21 protein-coding genes, 3 tRNA genes and 1 pseudogene are annotated in these 26,979 nt (G+C 72.8%); 13 read left to right on the top strand and 12 right to left on the bottom strand.

The window, feature by feature from the left end:
• Positions 1-2: 2 nt before the first annotated feature.
• Complete coding sequence (locus OG444_RS14930; protein ID WP_327262643.1) at positions 3-671, top strand: class F sortase; 669 nt, start codon at positions 3-5, stop codon at positions 669-671.
• Between the two features lie 104 nt (positions 672-775).
• On the opposite strand, the gene OG444_RS14925 is transcribed toward OG444_RS14930, so the two are convergent.
• Positions 776-849, bottom strand: a tRNA-Lys gene (locus OG444_RS14925).
• 223 nt (positions 850-1,072) lie between these two features.
• Between OG444_RS14925 and OG444_RS14920 the strand changes: the two genes are divergently transcribed.
• The 5 genes from OG444_RS14920 (at position 1,073) to OG444_RS14900 (ending at position 7,001) form a co-directional block, all read left to right on the top strand.
• Entirely contained in the window at positions 1,073-2,416 is a 1,344-nt protein-coding gene (locus OG444_RS14920) for a peptidoglycan-binding protein (RefSeq protein ID WP_327266784.1), read from the top strand.
• An 11-nt stretch (positions 2,417-2,427) separates the two neighbouring features.
• Positions 2,428-4,305, top strand: a complete 1,878-nt coding sequence (locus OG444_RS14915) for an SPFH domain-containing protein (RefSeq protein ID WP_327262642.1) — start codon at positions 2,428-2,430, stop codon at positions 4,303-4,305.
• Positions 4,306-4,539: 234 nt separating this feature from the next.
• Positions 4,540-5,133, top strand: coding sequence for a lytic polysaccharide monooxygenase auxiliary activity family 9 protein (locus tag OG444_RS14910; RefSeq protein ID WP_327266783.1), 594 nt, complete (start codon positions 4,540-4,542; stop codon positions 5,131-5,133).
• A gap of 26 nt (positions 5,134-5,159) precedes the next feature.
• The gene (locus OG444_RS14905; RefSeq protein WP_327262641.1) at positions 5,160-6,830 is read left to right on the top strand and encodes an AMP-binding protein; all 1,671 of its coding nucleotides are present in this window, start codon (positions 5,160-5,162) and stop codon (positions 6,828-6,830) included.
• A gap of 97 nt (positions 6,831-6,927) precedes the next feature.
• Positions 6,928-7,001, top strand: a tRNA-Lys gene (locus OG444_RS14900).
• A gap of 106 nt (positions 7,002-7,107) precedes the next feature.
• Here the strand turns inward: OG444_RS14900 and OG444_RS14895 are convergent.
• Positions 7,108-7,866 carry an IclR family transcriptional regulator gene (locus tag OG444_RS14895; protein WP_030718073.1) on the bottom strand — a complete coding sequence of 253 codons (759 nt, stop codon included), beginning with the start codon at positions 7,864-7,866 and terminating at the stop codon, positions 7,108-7,110.
• Between the two features lie 250 nt (positions 7,867-8,116).
• Between OG444_RS14895 and OG444_RS14890 the strand changes: the two genes are divergently transcribed.
• The 4 genes from OG444_RS14890 to OG444_RS14875 all read left to right on the top strand — a co-directional run bounded on the left by OG444_RS14890 (position 8,117) and on the right by OG444_RS14875 (position 12,424).
• A complete protein-coding gene (locus tag OG444_RS14890; RefSeq protein ID WP_327262640.1) occupies positions 8,117-9,268 on the top strand; it encodes an LLM class flavin-dependent oxidoreductase in 1,152 nt (383 codons plus the stop codon).
• Between the two features lie 255 nt (positions 9,269-9,523).
• Positions 9,524-11,218: a glycosyl hydrolase family 18 protein gene (locus OG444_RS14885; protein WP_327262639.1), complete on the top strand. Its 1,695-nt coding sequence runs from the start codon at positions 9,524-9,526 to the stop codon at positions 11,216-11,218.
• Between the two features lie 161 nt (positions 11,219-11,379).
• Positions 11,380-12,228, top strand: a complete 849-nt coding sequence (locus OG444_RS14880) for a helix-turn-helix domain-containing protein (RefSeq protein WP_327262638.1) — start codon at positions 11,380-11,382, stop codon at positions 12,226-12,228.
• A complete protein-coding gene (locus OG444_RS14875) occupies positions 12,188-12,424 on the top strand; it encodes a DUF397 domain-containing protein (protein ID WP_327262637.1) in 237 nt (78 codons plus the stop codon). Before OG444_RS14880 ends, OG444_RS14875 begins: the two co-directional genes overlap by 41 nt.
• 52 nt (positions 12,425-12,476) lie before the next feature.
• Here OG444_RS14875 and OG444_RS14870 read toward each other — a convergent pair whose 3' ends face one another.
• Positions 12,477-13,208 (bottom strand): ALF repeat-containing protein, encoded by a 732-nt coding sequence (locus tag OG444_RS14870; protein ID WP_327262636.1) that lies wholly within the window; start codon positions 13,206-13,208, stop codon positions 12,477-12,479.
• A 127-nt stretch (positions 13,209-13,335) separates the two neighbouring features.
• Positions 13,336-15,207, bottom strand: coding sequence for a putative bifunctional diguanylate cyclase/phosphodiesterase (locus OG444_RS14865; protein ID WP_405789046.1), 1,872 nt, complete (start codon positions 15,205-15,207; stop codon positions 13,336-13,338).
• Positions 15,208-15,553: 346 nt separating this feature from the next.
• Between OG444_RS14865 and OG444_RS14860 the strand changes: the two genes are divergently transcribed.
• On the top strand, positions 15,554-16,789 hold the full coding sequence (locus OG444_RS14860; protein ID WP_327262635.1) for a M6 family metalloprotease domain-containing protein: 1,236 nt from the start codon (positions 15,554-15,556) through the stop codon (positions 16,787-16,789).
• Between the two features lie 73 nt (positions 16,790-16,862).
• On the opposite strand, the gene OG444_RS14855 is transcribed toward OG444_RS14860, so the two are convergent.
• The 4 genes and pseudogenes from OG444_RS14855 to OG444_RS14840 form a co-directional block, all read right to left on the bottom strand.
• Positions 16,863-16,936 (bottom strand) — tRNA-Lys (locus tag OG444_RS14855).
• Positions 16,927-17,518 (bottom strand): annotated as a pseudogene (locus OG444_RS14850) (bifunctional DNA primase/polymerase). The gene OG444_RS14855 and the pseudogene OG444_RS14850 overlap by 10 nt, the downstream one beginning before the upstream one ends.
• 120 nt (positions 17,519-17,638) lie before the next feature.
• A complete protein-coding gene (locus OG444_RS14845) occupies positions 17,639-17,986 on the bottom strand; it encodes a hypothetical protein (RefSeq protein WP_327262634.1) in 348 nt (115 codons plus the stop codon).
• 351 nt (positions 17,987-18,337) lie between these two features.
• A complete protein-coding gene (locus OG444_RS14840) occupies positions 18,338-18,916 on the bottom strand; it encodes an NADPH-dependent FMN reductase (RefSeq protein WP_327262633.1) in 579 nt (192 codons plus the stop codon).
• Positions 18,917-19,030: 114 nt separating this feature from the next.
• Here OG444_RS14840 and OG444_RS14835 point away from each other — a divergent pair, with 114 nt between their 5' ends.
• Complete coding sequence (locus OG444_RS14835) at positions 19,031-19,513, top strand: MarR family winged helix-turn-helix transcriptional regulator (protein WP_327262632.1); 483 nt, start codon at positions 19,031-19,033, stop codon at positions 19,511-19,513.
• Between the two features lie 61 nt (positions 19,514-19,574).
• Here the strand turns inward: OG444_RS14835 and OG444_RS14830 are convergent, their stop codons facing one another.
• Genes OG444_RS14830 through OG444_RS14820 form a run of 3 tightly spaced genes read right to left on the bottom strand, consistent with a single transcriptional unit; the run spans position 19,575 to position 23,655 of the window.
• The gene (locus tag OG444_RS14830; protein WP_327262631.1) at positions 19,575-20,915 is read right to left on the bottom strand and encodes an AAA domain-containing protein; all 1,341 of its coding nucleotides are present in this window, start codon (positions 20,913-20,915) and stop codon (positions 19,575-19,577) included.
• On the bottom strand, positions 20,912-22,495 hold the full coding sequence (locus tag OG444_RS14825) for a hypothetical protein (protein ID WP_327262630.1): 1,584 nt from the start codon (positions 22,493-22,495) through the stop codon (positions 20,912-20,914). The genes OG444_RS14830 and OG444_RS14825 overlap by 4 nt, the downstream gene beginning before the upstream one ends.
• Positions 22,483-23,655: a hypothetical protein gene (locus OG444_RS14820; protein ID WP_327262629.1), complete on the bottom strand. Its 1,173-nt coding sequence runs from the start codon at positions 23,653-23,655 to the stop codon at positions 22,483-22,485. Before OG444_RS14820 ends, OG444_RS14825 begins: the two co-directional genes overlap by 13 nt.
• 168 nt (positions 23,656-23,823) lie before the next feature.
• Here OG444_RS14820 and OG444_RS14815 point away from each other — a divergent pair, with 168 nt between their 5' ends.
• Positions 23,824-24,420, top strand: coding sequence for a histidine phosphatase family protein (locus OG444_RS14815; RefSeq protein ID WP_327262628.1), 597 nt, complete (start codon positions 23,824-23,826; stop codon positions 24,418-24,420).
• 1,051 nt (positions 24,421-25,471) lie between these two features.
• On the opposite strand, the gene OG444_RS14810 is transcribed toward OG444_RS14815, so the two are convergent.
• On the bottom strand, positions 25,472-26,833 hold the full coding sequence (locus OG444_RS14810; protein ID WP_327262627.1) for a tetratricopeptide repeat protein: 1,362 nt from the start codon (positions 26,831-26,833) through the stop codon (positions 25,472-25,474).
• Between the last annotated feature and the right edge of the window lie 146 nt (positions 26,834-26,979).

Raw genomic sequence — 26,979 nt, 5'->3', positions numbered from 1 at the left:
CGGTGAGTGAGGACAGGGCCTCCTCCGGCGGCCGGCTGCTGACCTTCGCCGCCTGGGCGGTGCTGGTGCTCGGCCTGTGGCTGTGGGGCCGCCAGCTCACCGTGGCGCCCGCCCCGCCCGCGGGTCCGGCGGGCGGCACGGTGGGCCGGGGGCTGCCGGCCGCGCACGCGCCGCTGGCCGGGTCCCTGCCCCAGCGCGTCGACGTGCCCTCCATAGGCATCCAGGCTCCGGTGATCTCCCGGGACCTGGACAAGGACGGCGCGATCGACCCGCCCCCGTACGACCAGCCGGGCACGGTGGGCTGGTGGGGCCGGGGCACCCAGCCGGGGACGGCCGGGGCGGCGCTGATGGTGGGGCACGTGGACACCCGCTCGAAGCCGGCCGTGTTCTACGGCCTGAGCTCGGCGCAGCCGGGCGACAAGGTACGGGTGGTGCGGGCGGACGGTTCGGTCGCCGAGTTCACGGTCGAGGACGTACGGGTCTACGAGCGCGCGGCCTTCGACGCGCACAAGGCCTACGGCCAGCGGGTGCGCGGCCGTGCGGAGCTGAGGCTGGTGACCTGCGGCGGCACGTACGACAAGACGGCCAAGGAGTACACGGCGAACGTGGTGGTCTCCGCCTACCTGACGGGTGTGGGAGCCCGCCCGGGCGAACCGGGCACCGCAGCCTGAGCAGATACGAGCAGGCCTGAGCAGGCCTGAGCGAACTTGCTCGGGTCGGACCGGAAACGAAGAAGCCCCCCGCAGCTTTCGCTGCGGGGGGCTTCCTCCGTCTGTGCGCCGCCAGGGACTCGAACCCCGGACCCGCTGATTAAGAGTCAGCTGCTCTAACCAACTGAGCTAGCGGCGCTTGCTGACAGAGAAAACTCTACCCCACGTCCGGGGGTGCCCGTGACCAGCCACGCCCACCTTGTCCGATTAACCCATGTTTGGGGGGTTTATCGTGCACGATATGTCTGCGCGTGCCGCATCTGATGCTCTATCAGGTGCGGCTCCCGCCGACCAGTGGACGAGTGGACGAGCAGGGGAGTGGACGGAACCGCATGACGATGCAGCCTCCGACGCATGTGCAGATGCCGATGCCCGGTTTCGAGGAGTACGAGCCCGCGGGCGACTGTGCGTGCCGGGGCTGCGCCCAGCGCCGCCGCGCCCTCGCCCGGGCGCGGGCCATACCGCTCCGGGACGGGGGGCACCCGGCCGCACGCGGAGCCCGCCGGGCGCTGGTGCTGGCCACCGCCGCGGGAGTCGTCCTGGGCGGCGGGAGCATGACCGCGATGGCCGTCACCACCCCTGCTCCGGGGCCGGTGGCACTGGACGACCCGGGCTCCCCGCAGGGCGCCCGGACCCCGCTGCACGGCCCCAAGGGCGGTCCGGTGGGACAGCCCGGCGCTCCGGCCACGCCGGGCACCGTGCGCCGCATCGACCGCGCGACGATCATCAACCGGGCGAAGCTGTGGCTCGACGCCAAGGTCCCGTACAGCATGTCCGAGTACTGGACGGACGGGTACCGGCAGGACTGCTCGGGCTACGTCTCCATGGTCTGGAACCTCGGTACGAACGAGTGGACCGGCAGCCTCGACAAGTTCGCCACCAAGATCACCAAGGATGAGCTGCTGCCGGGGGACATGCTGCTCTTCCACAACCCGGCGGACCCCAACAACGGCTCGCACGTGGTCATCTTCGGTGGCTGGGTCGACGAGACGCACACGCACTACGTCGCCTACGAGCAGACGCGCCCGAACACGCGGAAGCTGGCCACGCCCTACGGGTACTGGGCGAACGCGACGAAGTACGTCCCGTACCGGTTCAACGGGGTGCCGGGCGGGATCCTGCCCGAGGCCCCGGGCGCCGAGCCGCCCGCGGCCGGCCCCAAGCCGGGGGACGCGAAGACCTTCCCGGGCGCGGACAAGTTCGGCCCCGGCGCCACGAACGACCACGTGGCCCAGCTCGGCCGGATGCTGATCGAGCGCGGCGCGTACCGCTTCTACCCCAAGGGGGTGGCCGACCGGACGTGGAGCGAGCACGACAAGCTCGCCACCGCCGCCTTCCAGCGCGCACAGGGCTGGACGGGTGCGGACGCCGACGGCATCCCGGGCACGCACACCTGGAAGCTGCTGGTCGAGAAGCAGGGCAAGAACATCCCGCCGACGGTGGCGGGCGCGCCGGGACCGGGCGGGGTACGCGCCTTCCCGGGTGCCGCGGTGTTCCGTCCGGGCATGTCGCACGAGGCCATCAAGGCCCTCGGCCGGCAGCTGGTGAAGAAGGGCTTCGGCAAGTACTACACATCCGGTCCGGGCCTGCGCTGGAGCGAGGCCGACCGCCGCAACGTCGAGGCGTTCCAGCGTGCGCAGGGCTGGACCGGCGCCTCGGCCAACGGCTACCCGGGCCCGGAAACCTGGCGCCGGCTGTTCGCATGACGGAGGTAACGATGTTCCCCACGCGCACCACCTCGACGACGGGCACCTTCCGAGTGCCGCCGCTGGCCGCCCCGGTGGCGGTCCGGGCGGCCGATCCCGCGCCGGCCCCCGCTCCCGCGCCCGAGCCCGCCCTGGCACCCGCCGCTCAGCCGGTGTGGGCCGCGGAGCCGGCGCAGGAACACGCGGCCGTGGCGGTGGCCGTCGCCGCGCCGCGCGAGGCGACCGAGCCCGGCCCCCCGCCGGCCCTGGTGGGCAGCGCCGCCGCTGCCGAGCACGCGGTCGCCGCCGAGACCTCCTTCGGCTGGGCCGCGTCCCAGGCCGCACGCCCCGGCCCCGAGCTGCCGCACGGGTGGGAGGTGCCGGCCGCCCGGGCCCACCCGTACGACGAGGGGGACCAGGGCGCCGGCCTCCCGGCCACCGCCTCCCTGGACATCCCGCACCCGCAGGAAGCGGAGGCCCACACCGGAGTGGCCACCCTGCGCCTGCGCACCGCCGAGGCCGAGGCCCGCCGCGCACCGGAAACCACGGTCGAGGCGGAGGCGGAGGCGGAGGCGCAGGCGCAGGCCGAGGCCGTGGCCGACGCCCGAGCCGAAGCGGAGGCCGACGCCCGAGTCGATGTCGATGTCGAAGCCGAAGCCGTCGCCGTCGCTGTGCCCGCACCCGAAGCCGAACCCGACACGGGCACCCGCACCGGCACCGCCATCGGCACCGCGCCCGAACCGGTGGACGCGGCCGCGCCGCTCTCCGGCGTCCCCGGGCCCGGACCGGTCGAGATCGTCGCCCGGGCGGTGGCGCGCGGCCTGGACGAGGGCGGCGCGCCGGAGCTCCCCCGCGCCGGAGCCCACCGGGGCACCTCGGTCGTCGAGGTGCCGGTACACCTCCCGTTCCGCAGCACGCGGCCGCGCCCGACCGCGGCCGCGCCCGGGCCCGTCTCCGCGGCCACCGCACCCGCCGCCCGCGCCTCCCGGCCCGCCCCCGGCCGCCGCGTCCCCCGCGGCGACGACCGGCTCCGCGAGCACCGCGGCCCGGTGCTGCCCGGCTGGGTCGGCGTGGCCGTCGGCGGGATGGCCCTGGCCGGCTGCGTGGCCGTGCTCTGGCGGGCAGGGGTCGTCCCCGCCCCCTTCGTGGCCGCCTTCGGCGCGGCCCCCCGCGCCTACCAAGGCCTGCGCGCCACCCACTGGCCCCCGCTCGCCTTCCTCGGCATCGTCGCCCTCGTCGCGCTCGGCGGGCTCGGCCGGGCCCGCACCGGGCACGCCTGGGTGCTCACCCTCTTCGGCCGCTACCGCGGCACGGTCCGCCGTACCGGCCTGACCTGGGTGAGCCCCCTCCTGCTGCGCCGCCGGGTCGACGTACGGCTGCGTCACTGGCGCAGCGACCCGATGCCCGCCGTGGACTCGGGCGGTCTCGCCCTCCAGGTCGTCGTCCAGGTCGTCTGGCAGGTCAGGGACACCGCACGGGCCACCCTCGCCGTCGAGGACCACACCGAGTACCTCGCCGAGCAGGTCGAGTCGGCGATGGCCCGCGTGCTGTCGCAGCTGCCCGCGGACGCCTTCCACGAGGACGCCCCGACCCTGCGCGACGCCGAGGCCGTCGGTGACGCGCTGACCCGGATGCTGGCGGCCGAGACCGAGGCCGTCGGTATCGAGGTGTTCTCGGCCCAGCCGACGCGGATCGAGTACGCGGCCGAGGTGGCCGACGCCATGCGCCGCCGCCGGGTCGCGGCGATCGACGCCAAGCACCGGGACACCGTGCTGACGTCGGTGGTGGACGCGGTGGACGACACCGTCCACCGGCTGACCTCGCGCGGGCTGGTCGAGCTCGACGACTATGAGCGCAAGGCGCTGGTGAAGGACCTCACGGTCGCCTTCTACACGGGCCGCTCGGAGTAGGGGAGCGGCAGGGGGGTCCGGCAGCGGTCCGGCGGTGATTCAGCGCCAGTCGGCGGTAGTCCAGCGGTACGGGAACGGGTGGCCGGAAGTGACCGGACCACCCGTTTTCCCATTGGTATGGACATGGCCAACTCTCGTCAATAATCTGGGACTTGGTCTAGACCTGAATCCCCACACGCGCGCGCTCTCACCGAACTCCCCCCACGTTCAAGGAGCATCATGCGTCCCATCCGCATGCCCAAACGGACCGGCGTCGCCACGCTCGGCCTCGGCCTCGTCGCCGGAATCACCCTCCTCGGCGCCCCCAGCGCCAGCAGCCACGGCTACACCGACACTCCGATCAGCCGCCAGAAGCTCTGCGCCAACCGCACCGTCTCCGACTGCGGGGCGATCCAGTGGGAGCCGCAGAGCGTCGAGGGCTTCAAGGGGTTCCCGGCCGCCGGCCCCGCCGACGGCAAGATATGTTCCGGCGGACTCCCGCAGTTCTCCGAGCTCGACAACGCCCGCGGCGGCGCCTGGCCCACCACCAAGGTGACCGGCGGGCAGAGCTACGGCTTCCGGTGGCAGTTCACCGCCAACCACTCCACCACCGACTTCAAGTACTACGTCACCAAGAACGGCTGGACCGGCACCAGGGCCCTCACCCGCGCCGACCTCGAACCGCAGCCCTTCCTCACCGTCGCCTACAACGGCGCCCGCCCCGCCATGACCACCGTCCACCAGGGAGCCATGCCCAGCGGCAAGTCGGGCCGGCACCTGATCCTGGCCGTCTGGACCGTCAACGACACCCCGATGGCCTTCTACGCCTGCTCCGACGTTCAGTTCTGACGCTACGTCAGCTACCCTCCGGCGGCATGCGGACGACGACTGCACCCGACACCGTCGCGGAGCTCATAGCGCGCCAATGGGGCGATCACCGGCCCGGGCTGAAACACGAGGACGGCCTCCTCACCCGCCACCGGACCGCCCAGGAGGCCGCCGCGCGCGCCGCGCTCCTCGTCGACCTCATGCCTCCGGGGGCCGAACCGCACCTCGGGATCCTGCTCGACAACACGCCCGAGTTCCCGTTCTGGCTCGGCGCGGCGGCCCTCGCCGGGGCCGCCGTCGCCGGGATCAACCCCACCCGGCGCGGCCCCGAGCTGGCCCGCGACATCCTGCACACCGACTGCCGGATGCTGATCACCGAGCCCGCCCACCTGCCGCTGCTGCGCGGCCTCGACCTGCCCGGCGTACGCATCCTGGTCACCGGAACCGAGGAGTACGAGGCCCTCCTCGCCCCCTACGCCGCCGCCGAGCCCGGCGAAGCCGCCCTGCGCACCCCGGCCCCCGACTCCCGCCTCCTGCTCTACTTCACCTCCGGCTCCACCGGCGCCCCCAAGGCCGCCATCTGCACCCAGGGCCGGCTCGCGGCCGCCGGATCCGCGCTGGCCCGCCAGTTCTCCGTCACCCCGGACGACGTCCACTACATCTGCATGCCGCTCTTCCACGGCAATGCCGTCATCGCCGACTGGCTGCCGGCGCTCGTCGGCGGGGCCCCCGTGGCCCTGCGCCGCCGCTTCTCGGCCTCCGCGTTCCTGGACGACGTACGGGCCTACGGGGCGACGTACTTCACCTACGTCGGGCGGGCGATCCAGTACCTCCTGGCCACCGAGCCCCGCCCCGACGACCGCAGCCACACCCTTCGGCTCGGCTTCGGCACCGAGGCCGGGGCGGTGGACGCGGCCCGCTTCGCCGAGCGCTTCGGCGTCCGGCTGGTGGAGGGCTACGGCGCCACGGAGGGCGGCGCCTCCGTCCAGCGCACCCCGGACACCCCGCCGGGCGCCCTGGGCCGGGCGGGCGCGGGGGACGACCTGGCGGTCATCGACCCGGCCACCGGTGAGCCGTGCCCGCCCGCGGTCCTGGCGCCGGACGGCCGCCTGCTCAACGGCTCGGAGGCGATCGGCGAGCTGGTCAACCGGGGCCGCAGCCTCTTCGAGGGGTACTGGCGCAACCCGGACGCGGAGGCCGACCGCACCCGCGACGGCTGGTACTGGACCGGGGACCTCTTCTTCCGTGACGCGGCGGGCTTCCTCTACTTCGCGGGCCGCACCGACGACCGGCTCCGGGTCGACAGCGAGAACCTGGCCGCCGCGATGATCGAGAACATCCTGGCCCGCTGGCAGGACGCGGCGGCGGTCGCCGTCTACGCCGTCCCGGACGAGGCGGCGGGGGACCAGGTCATGACGGCGCTCGCCCTCCGGGAGGGCGCGGTGTTCTCCCCGGAGGCCTTCGGGGCCTTCCTCTCCCGCCAGCCGGACCTGGGCACGAAGATGGCCCCGCGCTACGTCCGGATCGTGGCTTCCATGCCGACCACGGCGACGAACAAGATCCACCGGGCCGCCCTGCGCCGCGAGGGCTTCCGCTGCGAGGACCCGGTCTGGCACGGCGCCCCCGCCGGGGGCTACCACCGCCTGGACTCCGCCGCCCTGGCCGCCCTGCTCGCGGCGTACGAGTCCCACGGCCGTACGGACCTCCTGGCCCGCTGACGCCGCTCCCGGGGCGCCGCCCCGGGGCCCCGCGCACCTCCGCGGGTAATGGTTTTGAGCACCCCTGAGGACCGGGTAGTATTTTCTCTGTCAGCAGGCGCCGCTAGCTCAGTTGGTTAGAGCAGCTGACTCTTAATCAGCGGGTCCGGGGTTCGAGTCCCTGGCGGCGCACCTGTCCTTCGGGCGGTTTCCGGGTCACCGGGAACCGCCCGAAGTGTTTTCCGGGCCGGTGGGCCCGCCCCAGCCGGCCCGGCCCGCCCCGTCGGTCCCGCCCGTCCTAGAGCGTGAGCGACAGCAGCAGCGGCGCGGCCTTCCGGTTCAGGGTGTCCGCCGCGGCCCGCAGCCGGTGTGCGTGCTCGACCGGCATCGACAGCGCCAGGCAGCCCACCGAGGCCCCGGCCGTGATCGGAACCGCCGCGCAGACCGTGCCCACCGCGTATTCCTGCAGGTCGAGCATCGGCACGGTGGCCGGCTGGGCGTCCAGCTTGGAGAACAGGATCCGCTCGTTCACGATCGTCTTCGACGTGAGCCGGGCGATCTTGTGCCGGGACAGGTGGTCGCGCCGCCCGTTCAGGTCGAGCTGGGTCAGCAGGCACTTGCCGACCGCGCTGGCGTGCGCGGCGGAGCGGAAGTCGACCCACTCGTGCACCTTCGGGGTGCGGGGACTGTCCGCGAACTGCGTGATCCGGACCTCGCCGTCCACGTACCGGCTGATGTAGACGGCCGCGCCGACCGAGTCGCGCAGCCGGTCCAGCGTCTCCTGGAGCTTGTCCGTGAGTGCCTGCTGCCGGTCGATGCCCGAACCGAGCAGGACGAGGGAATCCCCTATGGCGTAAGCACCGTCGGACACCTGCAGGACATATCCCTCCCGGCGCAGCATGAGCAGCATCGGGGCGAGATGGACTGCGGGCAGGCCGGTCTCACGCGCGATCTGCACGTCCGTCACACCACCGGTGTGACGTGCGATCGTTTCGAGTACGCGTAGTGCGTACTGCACCGAGTGGAACGGCGCGGTCGGCTCGGGCTTCAGCGCCACGGTTTCCCCCTAGCAGGTTGTTACCGCTTGCCCTACCACGATAGCCATCAAGAGGCCCATGTGGAGCGCCTGTTGAGGAGATTGATGGCTCAATCAGGTCCATCTGCCTGGATCTACTCCAGTGGCATATGCCAAGGTCATGCGCTCCGCCTCCTGGCACCGGGAATGCCCGGTGGCCGTCCACGGTTCGAGTTCTTCGTACGGTGTCGCACTGATGTCGTGCACACAGGAGAGCGAAACGGGAGCAACGATGAGTGACGCAGGGGACGACCCGCGGGGCGGTACGAGCGGGGCCTCGAACGGGGAGGCGGACCGGAACCGGAATCCGCACGGGATCCGTGGCGCAGCCCACGGCCGGGCGACCGTACCGCTCTCGGTGCTGGACCTCGTCACCGTCGGCGCGGGAAGCACCGCCCACGCCTCCCTCCGTACCAGCGTGGAGATCACCCGCCTCGCCGAGGCCCGCGGATACCACCGCCACTGGGTCGCCGAACACCACTCCATGCCCGGCGTCGCCAGTTCCTCGCCCGCCGTGATCCTGGCCCACCTCGCCGCGCACACCTCCCGCATCCGGCTCGGCTCCGGCGGGGTCATGCTGCCCAACCACGCCCCGCTGGCCGTCGCCGAGCAGTTCGGCACCCTGGAGGCGATGGCCCCGGGCCGCATCGACCTCGGACTCGGCCGCGCCCCCGGCACCGACGGCCGGACGGCCGCCGCGCTGCGCGGACCCGGGCGGCTCGACGAGGCCGCGGACGAGTTCCCCCGGCGGCTCGCGGAGCTGACCCGCTTCCTCGACGACGACTTCCCCGACGGGCATCCGTACGCCCGCGTGCACGCCGTACCGGGCCCCGTCCAGGGCCCCGCCGGACGGCCGCCGCTGTGGCTGCTCGGCTCCTCCGGCTTCAGCGCCCGCCTCGCCGGAGAGCTCGGCCTGCCCTTCGCCTACGCCCACCACTTCTCGGCGGCCGGGACCGTCCCCGCGCTCGACCTCTACCGCCAGAGCTTCCGCCCCTCGGCCGTCCTGGACGCCCCCTACGCCGCCATCGGCGTCTCGGCGCTCGCCGCCGACACCGACGGGCAGGCCCGCGCCCAGGTACTGACGGGCGCCCTGTCGATGCTGCGCCTGCGCACCGGACGGCCCGGCCTGATCCCGACCCCCGAGGAGGCGGCGGCGTACGACTTCTCCCCGCCGGAGCGGGAGTTCGTGGACGGCTGGCTCGCGAACGTCGTGCACGGCACCCCCGACGAGGTCCGCACGGGGCTGGACGACCTGGCCGGTCGGACGGGTGCCGACGAACTGATGCTGACCTCCAACGCCCACAGCGGGTCGGCCCGGTTGCGCTCGTACGCGCTCGTCGCAGATGCGTACGGCATGCCCGAGGAGGCGCCCGCCGCCGATTGACGGCGTGCGAACGGGGTTTAGCTGGTTCATTGCCGAAACCTTGCGCGGAGCTGCCTGAAGGCAGCCTTAAACCGCTCGTCACCCGGGGTGGCGAGCGGTTTCTGATGTGCGCTCAGGTCTCTGACTTGGGGAAATATCGCCGGAATGGTCTAGTCCTTCTTTGGTCCGAACCATTGACGCGGTCATGCGGAGATCGCTATCACTGCTCTCACCCGAACCGCTTGACCGCCCCTCCCACCCCCACGGAGACAGTTCATGCACATCCGTAAACCCCTCATCGCTGCCGCCGCCACGGCCGCGCTGGCAGCCGGAGCGCTGGCCTCCTTCGCGGGACTCGGCACGGCCCAGGCCGCCGACGCCTCGGCCGGCGCCGCAGCGGGCGGCGTCCGTATCGCCTACTACGACCAGTGGAGCGTGTACGGCAACGCCTTCTACCCCAAGCACCTCGACACCCGCGGCATAGCGGGCAAGCTGGATGTCATCAACTACTCCTTCGGCAACATCCACCCCACCAACCTCACCTGTTTCGAGGCGAACAAGGCGGCGGGCGACGACAACAACCCCAACGCCGGTGACGGCGCGGGCGACTCGTATGCCGACTACCAGAAGTCCTTCAGTGCCGCGGACAGCGTCAGCGGGGTCGCCGACAAGTGGGACCAGCCGATCGTCGGCGTCTTCAACCAGTTCAAGCAGCTGAAGGCCAAGTACCCCCACCTGAAGATCAACATCTCGCTGGGCGGCTGGACCTACTCCAAGTACTTCAGCGACGCGGCGAAGACCGACGCCTCCCGCAAGAAGCTCGTGTCCTCCTGCATCGACCAGTACATCAAGGGCAACCTGCCGGTCGAGGGCGGCTACGGCGGCCAGGGCGTCGCCGCGGGCATCTTCGACGGCATCGACATCGACTGGGAGTACCCGGGCTCGTCCGGCGGCCACCTCGGCAACCACTACGCCCCCGAGGACAAGCAGAACTTCACGCTCCTGCTCAAGGAGTTCCGCGAACAGCTCGACGCCTACGGCCAGGCCAACGGCGGCAAGAAGTACATGCTGACCTCGGCCCTCCCGGCCGGCCAGGACAAGATCAAGTACATCGAGACGGACAAGATCGGCGCGTACCTCGACTACGCGAACATCATGACGTACGACATGCACGGCGCCTGGGACAGCGACGGCCCGACGTACCACCAGTCCCCGCTCCACTCCCCGGCGGGCGACCCGACCGACCCGATCGCGCCGGGCACCCAGAAGTACAGCATCGACAACGCCATCGACTCCTGGATCGACGGCAACCCGGCCTACGGCATCACCGGCGGCTTCCCCGCCAACAAGCTGACGCTGGGCTACGAGTTCTACTACCGCGGCTGGAAGGGCGTCCCCGCCGGGGCGAACAACGGCCTCGCCCAGTCCGCGACCGGCGCCTCCGGCGCCCGGCCCACCAGCCAGCAGGCGGGCATCGCCAACTACAAGGAGCTCGGCGGCCTCGTCGACAACCCGGCGACCACCTTCTGGGACGACCAGGCCAAGGCCTCGTACTTCTACAAGGACGGCGAGTTCTTCACCGGCCTGAACCAGAAGTCCATCCAGGCCCGGGTCGACTACGGCAAGCAGCGCGGCCTGGCCGGCGCGATGATGTACTCCCTGCTCGGCCTGGACAACAACACGACCCTGCTGAACCAGATCTCGGACGCCCTCGGCGGCACCACGGTCCCGCCGACCACCCCGCCGACGACGCCTCCGACCACTCCGCCCACGACCCCGCCGACCACGCCCCCGACCACCCCGCCGACGGGCTGCGGCTCGACTCCGGCGTACGTCGCGGGCACGGTCTACACGGCCGGCAACGAGGTCGCGCACAACGGCCGCAAGTACAAGGCCCAGTGGTGGACGCAGAACGAGACCCCGGGCACCACGGGTGAGTGGGGTGTCTGGAAGGACCTCGGCGCCTGCTGATCTCCCCCCACCCCGCGCCGAGCGACGCCTTTGCCCCGCCCCCTCTCTCCCGGGGGCGGGGCGGAGGTGTGTCACATGGTTGCCGGATTCGCGACATCGGTGCGTGTCGCTGTCGCTACCCTCGGCCACACGCTCGTTCTCCGCTTGGGGGTGCCCGTCTCATGGCCGTCGTCCGTGACATCGATCCCAGTGCCTCGCCGCTGGACTACTACAGCTACGAGCTGCGCCGGCTGAGAGAAGAAGCGGGCCTGAAGCAGGCGCAGCTCGGCGCGATCATCTTCTGCACGGGCTCCCTGATCGGCATGATCGAGAACGGCAAACGGGTCCCGACGCGGGACTTCTCGGAACGGGTGGACGCGGCGCTGGGCACGGGCGGGCATTTCTCCCGCCTGGTCGGGCTGGTCCTGCGGAGCGTGCTCCCTACGTGGTTCCAGCCGTTCGCTGAGATGGAGGGGCGGGCGACCTTCATCTCCACCTTCCAGGCGCAGGTGGTCTACGGGCTCCTGCAGACAGAGGCGTATGCGAAGGCCCTGGTGAGCGTGGAGTTTCCCGACCGGGCGGACGAGATCGCGGCGGCCCGAATGGAGCGTCAGCGCATCCTGGAGCGAGAAGATCCGCCGGTGGCGTGGGTGGTGCTCGACGAGGCCCTGCTGCACCGGAGCGTCGGCGGCCGTGAGGTCATGCGCAACCAGCTGGCTCACCTGCTGACCTTTACGGACAGGCCCTGGGTGCAGATTCAGGTGATGCCCTTCTCGGCCGGTGAACACACCGGGATGACGGGATCGTTCACCCTCCTCCGCTTCGACGGCGATCCCGATCTCTTCTATACGGAGAGCTATGACTCAGGCCGTATGACGGCCAATCCGCAAGTGATCAAGGAGCGGTCCGTCGGATACGCTCGCCTGCAAGCCGAAGCCCTTTCGCCGGCGGCCTCGGCCCTTCTGATCGCGCGCGTAATGGAGGAACGGTATGGGTACCAATCTGAACCTGACGGGCGTGCCGTGGCGTAAGTCGTCCTACAGCAGCACCAACGGCGGTGAATGCGTCGAGTGCGCCCCGCTCGGCCCCGCCGCTTGGCGCCAGGCCTCGTACGGCGGAACCGCCGGAGGGGACGGCCTGGTCGCCGTCCGCGACTCCAAGAACCCCGAAGGCCCCGCCTTCACCGTGGCCCCCGAGGCATTCACCGCGTTCGTCCGGAGCCTCTGACGACGCGGTCCGCCCCCGGCGGTCAGGCCGGGGGCGGACCGCGTTGTCAGGGTCAGAACTGGTACTGGCCGACCGTGATGAAGTACCGGAGCTCCTCCGGGGTGCCGCCGTTCAGGAGCCTCTGGCACTCCGCGTCCAGGGCCGCGCTGATGCCCGGGCGGGCGAGGATGCGGGCGACATCCACGCGGTCGTCCTCGGCCTGGGCCAGACGCAAGCCGGTCTTCAGGAAGGCGGTACGGTCCGCCGGGGTGCCGTCGAGGGCCTTGTTCGCCTCGCGCTTGACGCCCTTTCCGGTGACCGGGTTGGTGTGCAGGATCCGCAGGATCGCGACCTTGTTGTCCTCGTCCTGGGCCTTGGCGAGGCCGGTGGCCAGGAAGGCGACGCGGTCGGCCGGGGTTCCGTCGAGGGCCCTGTTGGCCTCGCGGGTCACGCCCTTGCCCGGCTTGCCGGCAAGGATCCGGAGAATGGCGACCTTGTTGTCCTCGTCCTGCGCGATCGCGTAGCCGGTCTTCAGGAAGGTGCGCACGTCCTCGGTGGTGCCGTCGAGGGCCTTGTTGGCCGCGCGGGTGACGCCCTTGCCCGGGTTGGTGGCCAGGATGCGGGCGACCTCCACGCGCAGGTCGGCATCCGACATGGTGTCGTACGGCGACTCCCCGGCCGTCACCGCCGCCACCTTGGCCGGAGCGGCGGCCGCCGGGCCGGCGGCGAGGGCCGGAGTGGCGAGCAGCAGTGCCGGGGCCAGCGCGCCTACGGTCAGGGCGAGCGCGGAACGGGTGAGCTTCATGCTGGATTCCCCCACAGATCACGGAAGTTGACGAACGTCTTCGCTCGAAGATCGTCACAGCGGGGTCCCGGCCTGTCCAACGGTGAAAGGGCCCCTTTAAGCCCTCGGAACGGCCAAGTGGAATCGGCTAACAGGGGTGTTCGGCACCCGGGCGGGTGCCGATCATCTCGGCGATCCGTTCCGGGGCCACCGCGCGCGAATAGAGCCAGCCCTGGCCGGTGTCGCAGCCCACGCGCCGCAGCCGTGCGGCCTGTCCCGCGGTCTCCACGCACTCCGCGGTCACCGTCAGGCCGAGCCGGTGCGCCAGCTGCACCAGGGCCTCGACGATGGTCTCGTCGGCCGGGTTCGGGTGCGCGCCCTCCTCGTAGCGGAATCCGCGCACGAAGGAACCGTCCAGTTTCAGAACTGATACAGGGAGCCTGCTGAGGTAGGCGAGGTTCGAGTAGCCGGTGCCGAAGTCGTCGATGGCGATCCGCACGCCCATGTCGCTCAGCGCCTGGAGGGCCTGCAGCGGGCGGCCGGCCGAGCCCATCACCGCCGACTCGGTCAGTTCCAGCTGCAGCAGCTGCGGGGCCAGGCCTGTCTCGGCCAGGATCTCCGCGACGTCGCCCACGAGGTCGGAGTCCCAGACCTGCCGGACGGCGACGTTGACGGACACGAAGACCGGGGCGTCGCTGGGCTGTTCGATCTGCCAGCGCCGCGCCTGCCGGCACGCGGTCCGCAGGACCCACTGCCCCAACTGGACGATGGAGCCGTCCTCTTCCGCGATCCCGATGAACCGATTCGGCGTGAGTGTGCCGAATTGCGGGTGGTTCCAGCGCACCAGGGCCTCGACCCCGCGCACCGCCCCGCTCTCCAGGTCCACCAGCGGCTGGTACTCCAGCTCGAATTCGCCCCGCTCCACGGCCGGCCGGAGCGTGGAGGAGAGCGCCTGACGGGTCATGCGGTGCGCGTTGCGCTCCGGATCGAAGAGGGTCCAGCGGGCCTTGCCGTCCGCCTTGGCCCAGTAGAGGGTCGTGTCGGCCGCCTGCATCAGACCGGTCGCCGAGGTACCGGCCGTCGCCCGCTCCACGACCCCGATCGAGGCGGAGACCGACAGCCGCTGCCCGGCCAGGTCGAAGGGTTCCTGTACGGCGGCCAGCACGCTCCGCGCCAGGTCCGCGAGCTGCTCGGTACCGGTGGAGTCCTCGACCAGCAGGGCGAATTCGTCGCCGCCGAGGCGGGCGACCAGGTGGCCGCCGGTGCGCCCGTAGCCGGACTGGTCGGCGCACTGCGTCAGCCGGGCGGCGACGGCGGTCAGCAGCCGGTCCCCGACGCGGTGGCCGAGGGTGTCGTTGACGGCCTTGAACCCGTCGAGGTCCAGATAGACCAGGCCGATCCGGCCGGTGCCGCCGCCGTGCTCGTACGAGGAGGCCTCCAGGGCGCCGGAGAGCCGCTCGAAGAACAGCGCACGGTTGGGCAGCCGTGTGACCGGGTCGTGCATCTGGAGGTGCCGGAGCCGGGCCTGGAGATCGCGGCGGTCGCTGATGTCGGCCACGGACAGCAGGACGTCCCCGGTGCCGGGGACGGGCCCGAGGGTGACCTCGGTCCAGAGCGAGTGCCCGTCGGGGTGTTTGAGGCGGCGGGTGCAGCGCAGCCGGGCCTGGCGGCCGCGGAGCACCTCCTGGTACGCGGCCCAGGTGCGGGCCTCCGCGGCCAGGTCCACCAGGTCGGCGGCGCACCGGTGGACGAGCGTGTGGGGCTCCCTGCCGAGCAGTCCGGCGAAGGCCTGGTTGGCGGCGACCACGTAGCCCTCGCGGTCCACGACGGCCATCGCGAGGTGGGCCGCGTTGAAGGCGGCCCGGTAGTCGCGCAGCTCGGACTCGGCGCGGTGCGGCGACCCCGTGGCGGCCGGGATGGCCGAAGTCGACGGCACTGCCGGCACTGCCGGGTGACGCTCCGTAATGGCCGATCGGATGCTGTCGGCCGCCGAACCGGTTCCTTCTGAGGTTCCGCTCACCGTTGGCTCCCGCAGTGTTCGTGAGTGTCCGCGCAGGAAAGTGTGCCGATCATAGAGGCTGCCGGGAGGCCCTATCCAGCGGCGCCACCGGTTGAGACGGGGTGGTTCGGCGTGATGACGGTTCGGCGGCCGATGGCGGGGCGATCGTTTCTGCGCGGCTCTGAGCATGCGAGTGCTCCTGCTGATCTCAGGTGATCGGTCGTGACGTTCTGTAGGCAGGTGCGTGAAGTTCGAGGGTCAGCGGCTTGAAGTGTTCCTCACTCATGTGGGGCAGCGGAACTGGGCATTAGTAAGACAATCGCCTCAAGGTGGATGAACAGGCACGAATCCACCACCGGAGGTCGATGTGGCGCGACAGCAGACACCCGGGGGAGTGGACCGCTCCCGCGTCCGAAGTACCGCCGCGGCGCTCACCTCCCTGACGGCGCTCGCCGCCATGTCGCTCGTCGCGGGTCCCGCGGTGGCCGATTCCGGGGCCGGACCCTGCGCGCTGACCCGTACCGCGGCGCACCACTCCCTCGGCCTGGACACCTGGAACGGCGCCTACCCCAAACCCGAGCGCACACTCGACGCGGTCATGGTCTTCCTCTCCTTCCCCGACCACCGCAGCGCCCTGACGACCGAGGAGATCGTCGGCGACTACTTCCCCGCCACCAGCGAATTCTTCGAGCAGGCCTCGTACGGGCGCTTCCGGCTCGCCCCGCACCCGCAGAAGCAGTGGATGCAGATGCCCAAGCCGTCCACCGCGTACGGGATAAGGCGGGACTGGGCCGCCGGGGACAGGGCGGCCTACCTGCGGGACGCGGTCGCCACCGCCGACGCCCGGGTGGACTTCCGCAAGTACGACATCGTCTACTTCGTCGCCGACCCGGACGCACCCGGCGTGGACTCCGACGCCACGAAGGTCGTCAACTTCGAGAACCCGATCGTCGCGGACGGCACGGAACTGCGGCGGATCGTCACCGTCTTCGAGCGCCACCCGCCGGACCGGAACGTCCTGGCCCACGAGACCGGGCACGTCTTCGACCTGCCCGACCTCTACCACCGGCCCACGGACGGCAAGGGCGACTGGGACACGTACGTCGGGGACTGGGACGTCATGGGCAGCCAGTTCGGCATGGCCCCGGACCTGTTCGCCTGGCACAAGTGGAAGCTCGGCTGGCTGGACTCCTCCCAGGTGGACTGCGTGCAGTCGGGATCCTCGATGCACACCCTCCAGCCGCTGGCCCAGGCCCCGCCGAGCGGCGGGACCGGCGGCACCCGGCTCGCGGTGATCCGTACGGGCCCCGGCAGCGCGATCGCCGTCGAGGCCCGCGGCTCCGCCGGCAACGACGGGGACACCTGCACGGAAGGCGTCCTGGTCTACCGGGTGCGCAACGAGGCCTCGTCGGGCGGCGGCCCCATCGAGGTGCTGGACGCGCACCCGTCGACGGAGGCGTGCTGGGACCGTTCGGTGTACCCGCCGCTGGCGGACGCGCCGCTGGAGGTGGGCGAGACGTACACCGTGCCGGGGGAGCGGATCACCATCGAGGTGGCGGACCGCACCCGGTCCGGCGCGTACACGGTGAAGATCACCACGTGACCGCGGGATGACCGTGGCGTGCCACGGCACAACGAAGAAGGCCCCCACTCGCGTGGAGGCCTTCTTCCGTCTGTGCGCCGCCAGGGACTCGAACCCCGGACCCGCTGATTAAGAGTCAGCTGCTCTAACCAACTGAGCTAGCGGCGCTTGCTGACGAGGAAGACATTAGCAGGAGGATCCGCGGAACGAAAAATCGATATCCCCAGGTCCGGTCGGTGCGGGGGTGCGGGACGCCCGTACGAAGGCCCAGAGCAGGGCTTCCGGCCCGGGGAGCCGGGGCCGGCGCGCGTCGGGCGCCACGAGCCACCGGGAGGGCCCGGGCGTGGCGGCCAGTGGCGGCACGGTGACGGCGTCGCCGCGGCCGTGGCAGAGCGGCGCCGGGGCCGTGCGGGAGCCTCCCCACTCCTCCCACGCCAGCAGGGCGGGCAGCCGGTGCGCGGTGCCGGGCGCGGCGAACAGCAGCATCCGGCCGCGGTGCACGGCGACCGGCCCGGAGCCGGGGCCCTCGGCCCAGAGCAGGTCCAGGATGCGCCGCCCGAGCACGAGCGGGACGTTGACGACGTCGAAGGGATCCCCGCAGGGCAGCGTGGCGGGCAGCCCCGGCCGCGCCTCCCACAGTGCGAGCGTGTGCCGCGGGTGGGCGGAGGCGGAGGTGAGCCAGGCTGCGCCCTGCGGGGTGACGTGGGTGGCGGGCGCGGTGCGGAGAGGAGCCGTCGTCAGCGTCGTCATATGCCAAGGTCTACCCGCCGTAGCGATTCAGCTCCCCGGAGTCACGAAAATCGGGACAGGGAGGGTGTCGCTGGAGTATGTTGCGCCCCGCATATGCCGATTCGCCGTGCGCGGACACCTCTACGTGAGGTCGGTGCCGGTGCCGCGCTGGAGGGTCTCGCCGAATTCGATCATCTTGAGGGCGTAGTCCTCGGTCCACTCCGCCTGCTCGGCGATCAGCGCCGGCGAGAGCCGGTCGAACCGCCGCGGATCGGCCAGCTGGGCCGCCGCCAGGGCCTGGAACTCCACCGCCCGCTCCTGCGCGGCCCGGAAGGCCAGCGTCAGCTCGGTCGCGCGGGCCAGCAGCTCGCGCGGGTCCTCGATCGACTCCAGGTCGAAGAAGTGCTCCGGGTCCGCCACGGACTCCGAGGGCTCGAAGAGCAGCGGCGCCGGCCGCAGCCGCCGCTCGGTCCGCTCGGGCTCTGCCATGCGTGTCCTCCTGCTGCGCGTGCGAATTGATTCCGGGCCACCGTCCATTGTCCAACGCCGCGCAAGACCCCTGCGCGACGGGCGGGAACACCTGTACGGCCCGTGGGATGCAGGAGCAGGCCGGCGGTTTCGGTGACGGGGGAGTCGCACGGATGGCCGGCCGGCGCCGGTGTCCGCGCCGGGATCCCGGGCTGCCCGGCCGCGGATCGGGGGCCGCCGGACCCGTCGCCGGGCGGCCTCGCGCGTTCGAACGCGACGAGGCGCGGACCGGGATCGCCGGGCGGCCGTGCGCGGCGCGCCCTGCCCGGTCCGCATCGTGCTGACCGGCTGTCAGTCGCACGCCTCACGCGCTCACACCGTGACGGCCTCCTCGGCGCGCCGGGCCGCCAGCTCGGCCACGTCGTCCAGGACGCCTGCGAGCTCGCCCGCGAGCGGCTCCGGCGCCCGGAAGCCCTCGGGTCCGATCAGCTTGGGGATGCCGGGGATCGCGACGGAGCGCTCGGCGGGCAGCATGCCGAGCCGGGTGAGGACGGGCAGCAGCATCTCCGCGGCCGGGGCGCCGCCGGTGGGGCCGGCGCTGTAGCTGACGATGCCGACCGCCTTGCCCTTCCACTCGTTGTAGAGGAAGTCGATGGCGTTCTTGAAGGGAGCGGTGAAGCCGCCGTTGTACATCGGCAGGACGAAGAGGAAGGCGTCGGCCGAGTCGACCAGGGCGCTCCAGTCGCGGGTGTGCTGATGGGCGTAATTGCCGGTGGAGGCGTATTCGGGTTCGTCGAGGAAGGGCAGGGCGATCTCGGCGAGGTCGACGGGGGTGACGTCGAAGCCGTCGCGCTCGCGGGCCTGCTCGGCGACCCACTGGGCGAGGGGGCGGCCGGAGGAGGTGGGGCGGGTGGCGGCGGAGATGACGTGCAGGCGGGTCGGCCGGGTCATGGTGAGCACTTTCGGTCGGCGTGGTTGTTGATGTGTCACCTAATAGAATCCAGGATCTGGGTGACATGTCAACCAGATAAGTGATGTGTCACCGACGTGGCTACAGTGGCGGGCATGACCCCCGCAACGGAGCCCGGGCCCCGCTGGCTCACCGAGTCCGAACAGGACGCCTGGTATGCGTGGCGGCGGATGTTCCCGCTGGTCAACGCGGAGATCGCACGCGATCTCAACCAGGACAGCGGACTCTCCGAAGCCGACTATGACGTGCTCTCGGTCCTCGGCTCCACGGACGGCCACCGCATGCGCATCAGCGCACTGGCCGAGCTGATGCGCTGGTCACGCAGCCGGCTGTCCCACCAGCTCACCCGTATGGAGCAACGCGGCATCGTCCGCCGCGAGGAAGTGGCCTCCGACGGCCGCGGTGCGGAGGTCGTCCTCACCACGGCCGGCGTCACCATGATCACGCAGGCCGCCCCGCTCCACGTCGAATCCGTACGCCGCCACCTCATCGACATCCTGACGCCACAGCAGCTGCACACCCTCGCCGAGGTCGGCGAGGTGCTCCGCGAACGGCTGGGCGCCCGGCGCAAGAGCTGATCCGGCGCACGACAGCGGGGCCTCGGAGCCGGCGGACGGGCTCCAGCCTGATCGACGAGACCTAGGGCCGCCAGGACACCCGGTGCTCGGCCAGATGGGCCAGCACCGAATGGTTCGCCTCCCAGCCGTCCGGGAACTTCACCGTCACCCCCAGCTGGACCGGTTCCGTCGAGGGATGGTCGTCCAGCAGTTCCGCTATCCCCGCCCGGGCCACCACCACGCACGCGTGCCGGTGCCGGGAGGCCAGGACGCACAGGCGGCCCGTCTCCAGGTGGAACGCCGTCGCGTCCGGCCGGCCCGACAAGGGGTGCAGGACCACGGTGAGGTCGTACTCGCGGCCCTGGAGCCGGTTCGCCGTGTCCACCGTCACCCCCGTGACCCCCAGCGAGGCCAGCGCCGAGCGCACCGCCGACGCCTGGTCGCGGTGGGCCGTGCCGACCGCGATCCGGTCCGCCGTCAGCGGAGCCGGACCCGGGGACTGCTCGTCGGAGGTCACCGCCCCGCGGTCGAGGGCCCGGCGGACCACCAGGGCCACCGCCCCCACCGCCTCCGGATCCGTGCGCGGAGTGTGCCGCGCGGGCAGCTCCAGCAGACCCCAGCCCGCCTCCGCCGCCTCGTCCAGCACCCGGTCCGGACCCGACCCGTCCGACGGCACCCCGTACGACAGCCGCCGCTCGCCCGGGCCCGTACCGCTGCGGAACTGCGTGTACGGGTAGAAGGCGCGGGAGACCAGCGGAGCCGCCGTCGCCGGGAGCCGCCAGGACACCGGCAGCCGGTGCTGCGGCAGTTGCGGATTGTGCGCGAGCAGGGTGCTCACCGCCGAGGCGGAGGGATCGTAGGACAGGCCCGCCCACTGCTCCGCGCCCACCACGCTGAAGGGGTCCAGCTGCCCCGGGTCGCCCACGAACAGCGCCCGCTCGAACAGCCCGGCCACGGCCAGCAGCGCGTCCGAACGCATCTGGTACGCCTCGTCGACGATGGCGTGCTGCCACGGCTCGACGTCCTTGACGAACGCCCACTTCGCAGCCGTCGAGATCGTGATCGGCAGCTCCGCCAGATCCCCCGGCTTGGCCGACAGGGTGACCGAGGGCAGCTCGCGCAGCGCCGGATCGTAGGCATCGCCGTCACTGCTGTGCAGCCGGCCCACCTTCAGCCCCGGATCCTTGTCGGCAAGACGCAGCACCAGGTCGTCGACCTGCGCGTTCGTCTGCGCCACCACCATCAGCCGGCGGCCGGCGGCCGCCAGCTCCCGGGCCGCGCGGACCACGAGAGTGGACTTGCCGGCCCCGGGCGGGGAGTCGACGACCACCCCCCGCTCGGACCCGTGCAGGGTGTCGGCCAGGATCGCTGCGGTCGCCCGGGCGGCCGCCGCACCCGGATCGAAGGGTGCGGTCGTGGTCACAGCAGGTCCTCGTCGGTCACGGTGTCGGGCAGGGGAAGGGCGCCCGCGCTCCCGGGCGGGCCGCCGTGCGTCCACGGGGTCTGCTCGGGCTCCGGGAGCTTCGGACCGCCGCGCGCGTCGTGCTCGAAGAGCGTCCAGCAGACCCGGTCGCCCTTCTCCGGCACCGAACCCGGCTCGGGATCCCGGCCGCGGCCCATCTTGTCCAGGAGCCGCAGCACCACCTGCCCGTCCTCCTCGAAGCGTACGAACCGGGCGCTCTGCGGACGCCCGTCCAGCGAGCGGAACACCTTCGCGCCGCCCCCGTCCGCGAGCTGCGGCCGGTCCTCCGTCGCCACCGTCACCAGCGGGCGGGGGCTCGGCCGCTTCGACTCCGTCCACTCCATGACCACGTCGGTCACCTCACCGGCGAAGGCCTCGCCCGCGAGACGCCGGCCCGCCATCACCAGCGGGTCGTCCAGCGCCTCCTGGGCATCGAGCCGCACCTGCTCGGTCTCCCGCGTGGCCAGCTTCTGGGCCGCCGTCACCGCGTCGTCGCGGCGAGGCTGAGGCGGCTCGCCCGCCCGTACCCGGTCCCGGTGGCCGGTGTAGGACCAGCGGTCACGCGTCCAGCGCTCCTCCGCGCGCTCGCCCGGCGGCAGGGTGCGCAGCAGGTCGATGGCCTCCCACGTCATCCGCCAGGTGCCCGACAGCTGGGACGCCACCAGCCGGTGAACTTCCCGCTCGGCGGCCCGGACCCGCTCCTCGTCGTCCCCGGGCCCGGCCGCCGGGGCCGCGCGCGCCGCGTCGTAGCGCGCGATCGCCGGGGCCAGCAGCTTGTTGTCGAAGGCCGGGTCGGTGGCCGGACCGGCGGGCGGACACAGCAGCTGGCCGTCCTTGTCGCGGCCCAGCTCGGCCCGGTGGGCCTCCTCGGCGCCCGACCGGCCCTCCGGCGGATCGATCCAGCCCAGGAGCGCACCCAGGTGCTGGTCCTCCAGATTGCTCTGGCCGGTGGCCCAGTGCCGCGACAGCAGATCGGTGGCCGAGAGCAGCATCGAGGAGCCCGGCACCCGCGAGCGCTCACCGAGGTGGGTGAACCAGCGGCCGAGCATCGGCACCTGCGAGGGCGCCGGATACGGATTGTCCGGGTCCTCCTCGGCCGTGCGCCGGAACCGCATCGACCGGCCCAGCAGCCGTACGTACTCGATGCCCGCCCGGCTCGGCACGATCAGCTGCGGCGCATCCACGCACAGCTCGGTCTCCACCTTGACCCGCTTGCCCGTCTCCGGGTCGGTCTCGCTGCGCTCGGCAGGCTCCACGGCGTCCGCGTACGCGTCGATGTGGGCCAGCACCTGGACCGCGAGGTCCGCCAGGAAGGCCCAGCGCCGGTCGCGGTCGCGCGGCTGGGGTATCACGAACACCCGCGGCTCGTGCCGGTCGGTGCCCACCATGGCGCCCAGCGGGGCGCCCGCCTCACCGGCCGTGGTCAGCGGCACGAGGACCATCGGGCGCTCGCTCAGATGGCGGTGCCGCACGGTCGCGAGCGGCTGGGCGCGGCCCGCGCGTACGGCCTCCAGCCGGGCCAGGGTGCTCAGCAGGGGCATGCGGGGGTCTCCGGAGCGTGGTGCGGCGGACGGGCGGCGGCCAGTTCCAGGGCCTCGGCGCGCAGCCGGGCGGCGCGGTTCAGTGCGGCGGCGGTCGGATCCCCGGCGCAGCCGGCCCCGGCGGCCGCCTCGAGGGCGGCCTCGACGGTGGTCAGCGCGCCCAGCTCACCGCGCACGGACCGGCCCAGCGCGGTGACGTGGTCGGCGGCGCGGGCCCGGTCACGGCAGTGGAAGGCGAGCTCGCAGGCGGCCAGGCACTCCGGGGCGTAGGAGGCGTCCACCGCGGACACCGCCAGGGCGAGCTCCTCGGCGGTCCGGGTCGCCGGATCGAAGCTGACGCCCTCGGGCAGCGCGGCGGCCAGCTCCTCCACACGGGTCAGCCGGTCCAGCTGGCGGCGGGTCACGGAACGTTCGCGGCGGATGTCGACGGGGGAGGCGGTCGGCAGGTTCGAGAAGTCCTTGGGGCAGACCAGCAGCACCGTGTGCCCGACCTCGGCGCGGGGCAGCTTCTCGGCGGTCTTCTCCAGGGCCAGCACGTACACGGCGGCCTGGCGGGCGGCGGCGCCCACCTTCGCCGCGTCGGCGGCGCCGTCGATCATCGGGAACGACTTGATCTCCACGACGGTCCAGCGGCCGTCGGGGTGGACGACGACGGCGTCGGGCTCCAGGTACGCCGGGGTGCCGGCCACCTCCAGCGCCAGCATCGGGTGGTCCAGCAGCGTCCAGTCCTTCGCCGAGGTGGCCTCGCGCAGGGCCAGCGCGGTCCGGGCGGCACGGCCCTCGGGCCCGGCCGCGGCGAGGTCGGGGACGCGGGCGCCGGGACCGGGGGGCTCGGCCGCGGGCGCGAGGTGCGCGTGGACCAGCCGCAGCAGCTCGGTCCCGCCGTCGCCCTTGACCTTGGCCTCGAAGGAGTTCCCGCGGACTATGGCGAACTGCGACTGCCCGAACGAGGCGGGGGAGCCGAGCGCCGTGGCGAGGGCCGTCTTGTCCACGCCGGCGCCGTCGAGCAGGGCGCGTCTGCCGCAGCCGGGATTGGCGGCGAGGGCCGCCAGTGCCCGGGCGTCGAGCGGGCGGGGCGGCACGGCGGGGCCGCGCAGACCGGCGAGCCGCTGCCGCAGCGACGTCGGCTGCGCGGGGCTGCTGGGCGGGTAGGAGCTCACCCGCGGAAGTGTCCCATCCGCCACTGACAATCGTGGACTTAGCGCGAAAACCGGCGGTGGGGGCGGGTGCGGGCGGGGCGCGCGGGGTCGGATGCGGGCGGGCGCGGGCCCGTGTTCGCGTGATGGATGATGGACGGACGAGGGAATCACGAACCGGGAGAAGAACACATGGCCCCCCGCATCCTGCTGGCCCGCCACGGCCAGACGGCGTGGTCCCAGCTCGGCAAGCACACCGGACGCACGGACGTGCCGATGCTGGAGGAGGGCAAGCAGGGCGCGAAGCTGCTCGGCGAGCGGCTGGCGCGCGACCCGTGGCGGGCACTGCCCGGAGTGGAGGTCCGCACCAGCCCGCTGGTCCGCGCGAGCGAGAGCTGCGACCTGGCGGGCTTCGGCGCCCGGGCCGAGCCGTGGGACACGCTGATGGAATGGGACTACGGCGACTACGAGGGCATGACCCCGGCCGAGATCCAGGCGGTCCGGCCCGGGTGGCTGATCTGGCGCGACGGCGTTCCGGGCGGTGAGTCCGTCGCCGACGTCGCGGCCCGCGCGGACGAGGTGGTCGCCTGGGCCCGCTCGGCGGAGCGCGACGTCCTGGTCTTCGCGCACGGCCACATCCTGCGCACGCTGGCCGCGCGCTGGCTCGGCCTCGAAGCCTCCTTCGGCGCCAGGATCCGCCTGGAACCGACCTCCCTGTCGGTCCTGGGCTGGGCGTACGGCGCGCCGGCCCTGGAACGCTGGAACGACACGGGCCACCTGGACGTTTAACACTGGGCTTCGGCGGTGTCCCTGCCGGGAGCTCGGCGGTGTGCGGCTCGGGCCGCGCCTCTGCCCTGCGGGCTGCTCGGCCGGGTTCTGCCGGGTGCCCTGCGGGCGGCTCGGCGATGTGCGGCTCGGGCCGCCCTTGCCTCGGGCTGCGCCTCAATCGCCGGCGGGGCTGGGGGGTGCGGGCGCCTCGGCAGTGTGCGGCTCGGCCGGGTTCTGCCTCGGGCCGCGCCTCAATCGCCGACGGGGCTGGGATGCGCGGGCTGCTCGGCGGTGTGCGGCTCGGGCCGCGCCTCTGCCCTGCGGGCTGCTCGGCCGGGTTCTGCCGCGGGCTGCGCCGGGTGCCCTGCGGGCGGCTCGGCGGTGTCCGTGCCGGGTGCTCGGCGGTGTGCGGCGGGCGGCGACTCTGCCCTGCGGGCTGCTCGGCCGGGTTCTGCCTCGGGCCGCGCCTCAATCGCCGGCGGGGCTGGGGTGTGCGGGTTTGTCGGCTGGGTCGGTTCGTGGTGCCGTGCCGGGGTATCTCCTCGGCTCGCGCCTGCGGCGGGGGTCCAGCTGTATGGCCTGGGTTGCGCGCTCGTCCTGCGGGGACACCCCGCCACGTCCCCTCTGCCCTCCGCCGGAGCGGCCCACGGGGGAACGGCTGGCACTGCCGAAGCTCTGTCGTGGGGTGGGGACACGTAGGAGGGTCCCCGGAGGACGAGCGCGCGACCGCGGCCGCCTGTCCGTGACGGGCCCGCGTGCGCCGAGCCGAGGAGACTCTCGTGCGGGGCACCGCCCCACACCACCGAGCCTCGCCGGCGTTTGAGGCGCGGCCCGAGGCGGAACGCGGCCGCGCCGCACACTGCCGAGCCCGCCGGGAGGGCACCGGCCGAGGAGACTCTCGTGCGGGGCACCGCCCCACACCACCAGCCCCGCCGGCGTTTGAGGCGCGGCCCGAGGCGGAACGCGGCCGCGCCGCACACCGCCGAGCCCGCCCGCAGGGCAGAGGCGCCCCCCGGGCCGGGACAGGCCCGCGCAGACGGGCACCGCCGAGCCACCCGCAGGGCACCGGCGTTCAGGCGCCCCCCGGGCCCGGGCGGGCCGCGACGCGGGTCAGGAATGTGGAGACGCGGGGGGAGCGCTGGTGGGGGACGAGGGTGGCGGCCGTTTCCGCCAGCATCGAGCGGATGCGGGTGGACTGGACCTCGGCCAGGAGGTCCAGTACGCGGCCCCCCGCCCACGCGGCCTCGTCGGGGGCACCCGCGCGGGCCAGGTCACCGGCCAGCTCGGCGGTGTAGAGGGCCACGTTCCGGGCGAAGTGCGGGTCCTGGAGGTCGGCCGCGCGGCGGGCGTGCCGCGCCGCGCGGGCGTGCTCGCCGAGCGCCGACCAGCACCGCGCCTCCAGGGATTCCAGCTCCGCCTGCCCGAAGAAGGACATCCACTCGGGGTCGTCGTCCGACTCGCCCCGGGAGAATTCCGTGTGCGCCCGGGTCAGCGACTCCTCACAGGCCTTGCGGTCGCCCAGCCCCGCCCACCCGCCGGCCTCCCGCAGCGCGAGCAGCGACAGCAGCCGCGGGGAACCGAGGGAGCGGGCGGCGCGGCGGCCCGCCTGGGCGGCCCGTACCGCCTCGCGGGAGCGGCCGCAGTCCCGGGCCAGGAAGGCCATGTTGCTGAAGGCGTGCGCCTCCAGGCCTGCGTCCCGGGCCACCCGGGCCGTCGCCAGGGCTTCCGCGTAGTGCGAGCGGGCGTCGTCGAAGCGGCCGGAGTCGTGGGCCAACCAGCCGACGGAGACGGCCAGTTCGCCGGCGCCCGAGTGCAACCGGTCCTCGGTGGACTGCCGGGTGGCTCCCGCGTCGAGCAGTGCGTAGGCGGTGCGCAGGGGTTCGGCGGCCCGCCGGTAGAGGGCATCGGCGCCGTGCCGGTCGTCCAGCAGGCGGATCTGGCGTACCGCGTCCTCGACGGCGACGGCCTCGGACTCGCCGGCGCGGGAGGGGATCCGGCGGGTGTCGCCGAGCAGGGTGAGGCTGAGCGTGGCGGCCGCCACGGTCGCGGAGCCGCCCGCCATGAACGCGCGACGCAACACGTCGCTCTCCTTGGAACTGGAACTGGAACTGGAACCGGAAGGGGATCGGGGGGTGGGCACGGAGAGGGGGGCGGGATCGCGGTGGGCCGAGCGGCCTCGGACGCTCTCGCGGGGGGAGAAGCCGAGATCGGCCAGGGCGCGGCCGGGGAACATGTGGAGGAAGACGCGCTCGTAGGCGTAGTTGGGGCAGCGGATCTCGCCGGACTCGACGCGGCCGATGTAGCGCGCATCGCAGGAAACCGTTTCTCCGATTTCCTTCGCGGCCCTGCGCACCAGGGCAGCGAACTCGGCCGGGGAGTGCTGCCCGCGCAGCCGCCGGAACGTGGAGTTGGGTGAGTGGGGGAACGCCGCCATGGACGTGGCCTCTCTGGCAAGGAACGCTGCACCGGGGCTGTGACGTGGGGTCCGGCGCGCATGAACGTACCGCCAGTGACAGGGTGTTCATGCGATGTTTGGCTACAAAACGGATATCTCACCCGCGATCCGCCATGAACTGCCAT

It is taken from the genome of Streptomyces sp. NBC_01232 (assembly GCF_035989885.1).
GTDB lineage: Bacteria > Actinomycetota > Actinomycetes > Streptomycetales > Streptomycetaceae > Streptomyces.
This window is presented reverse-complemented; position numbering and strand designations above follow the sequence as displayed.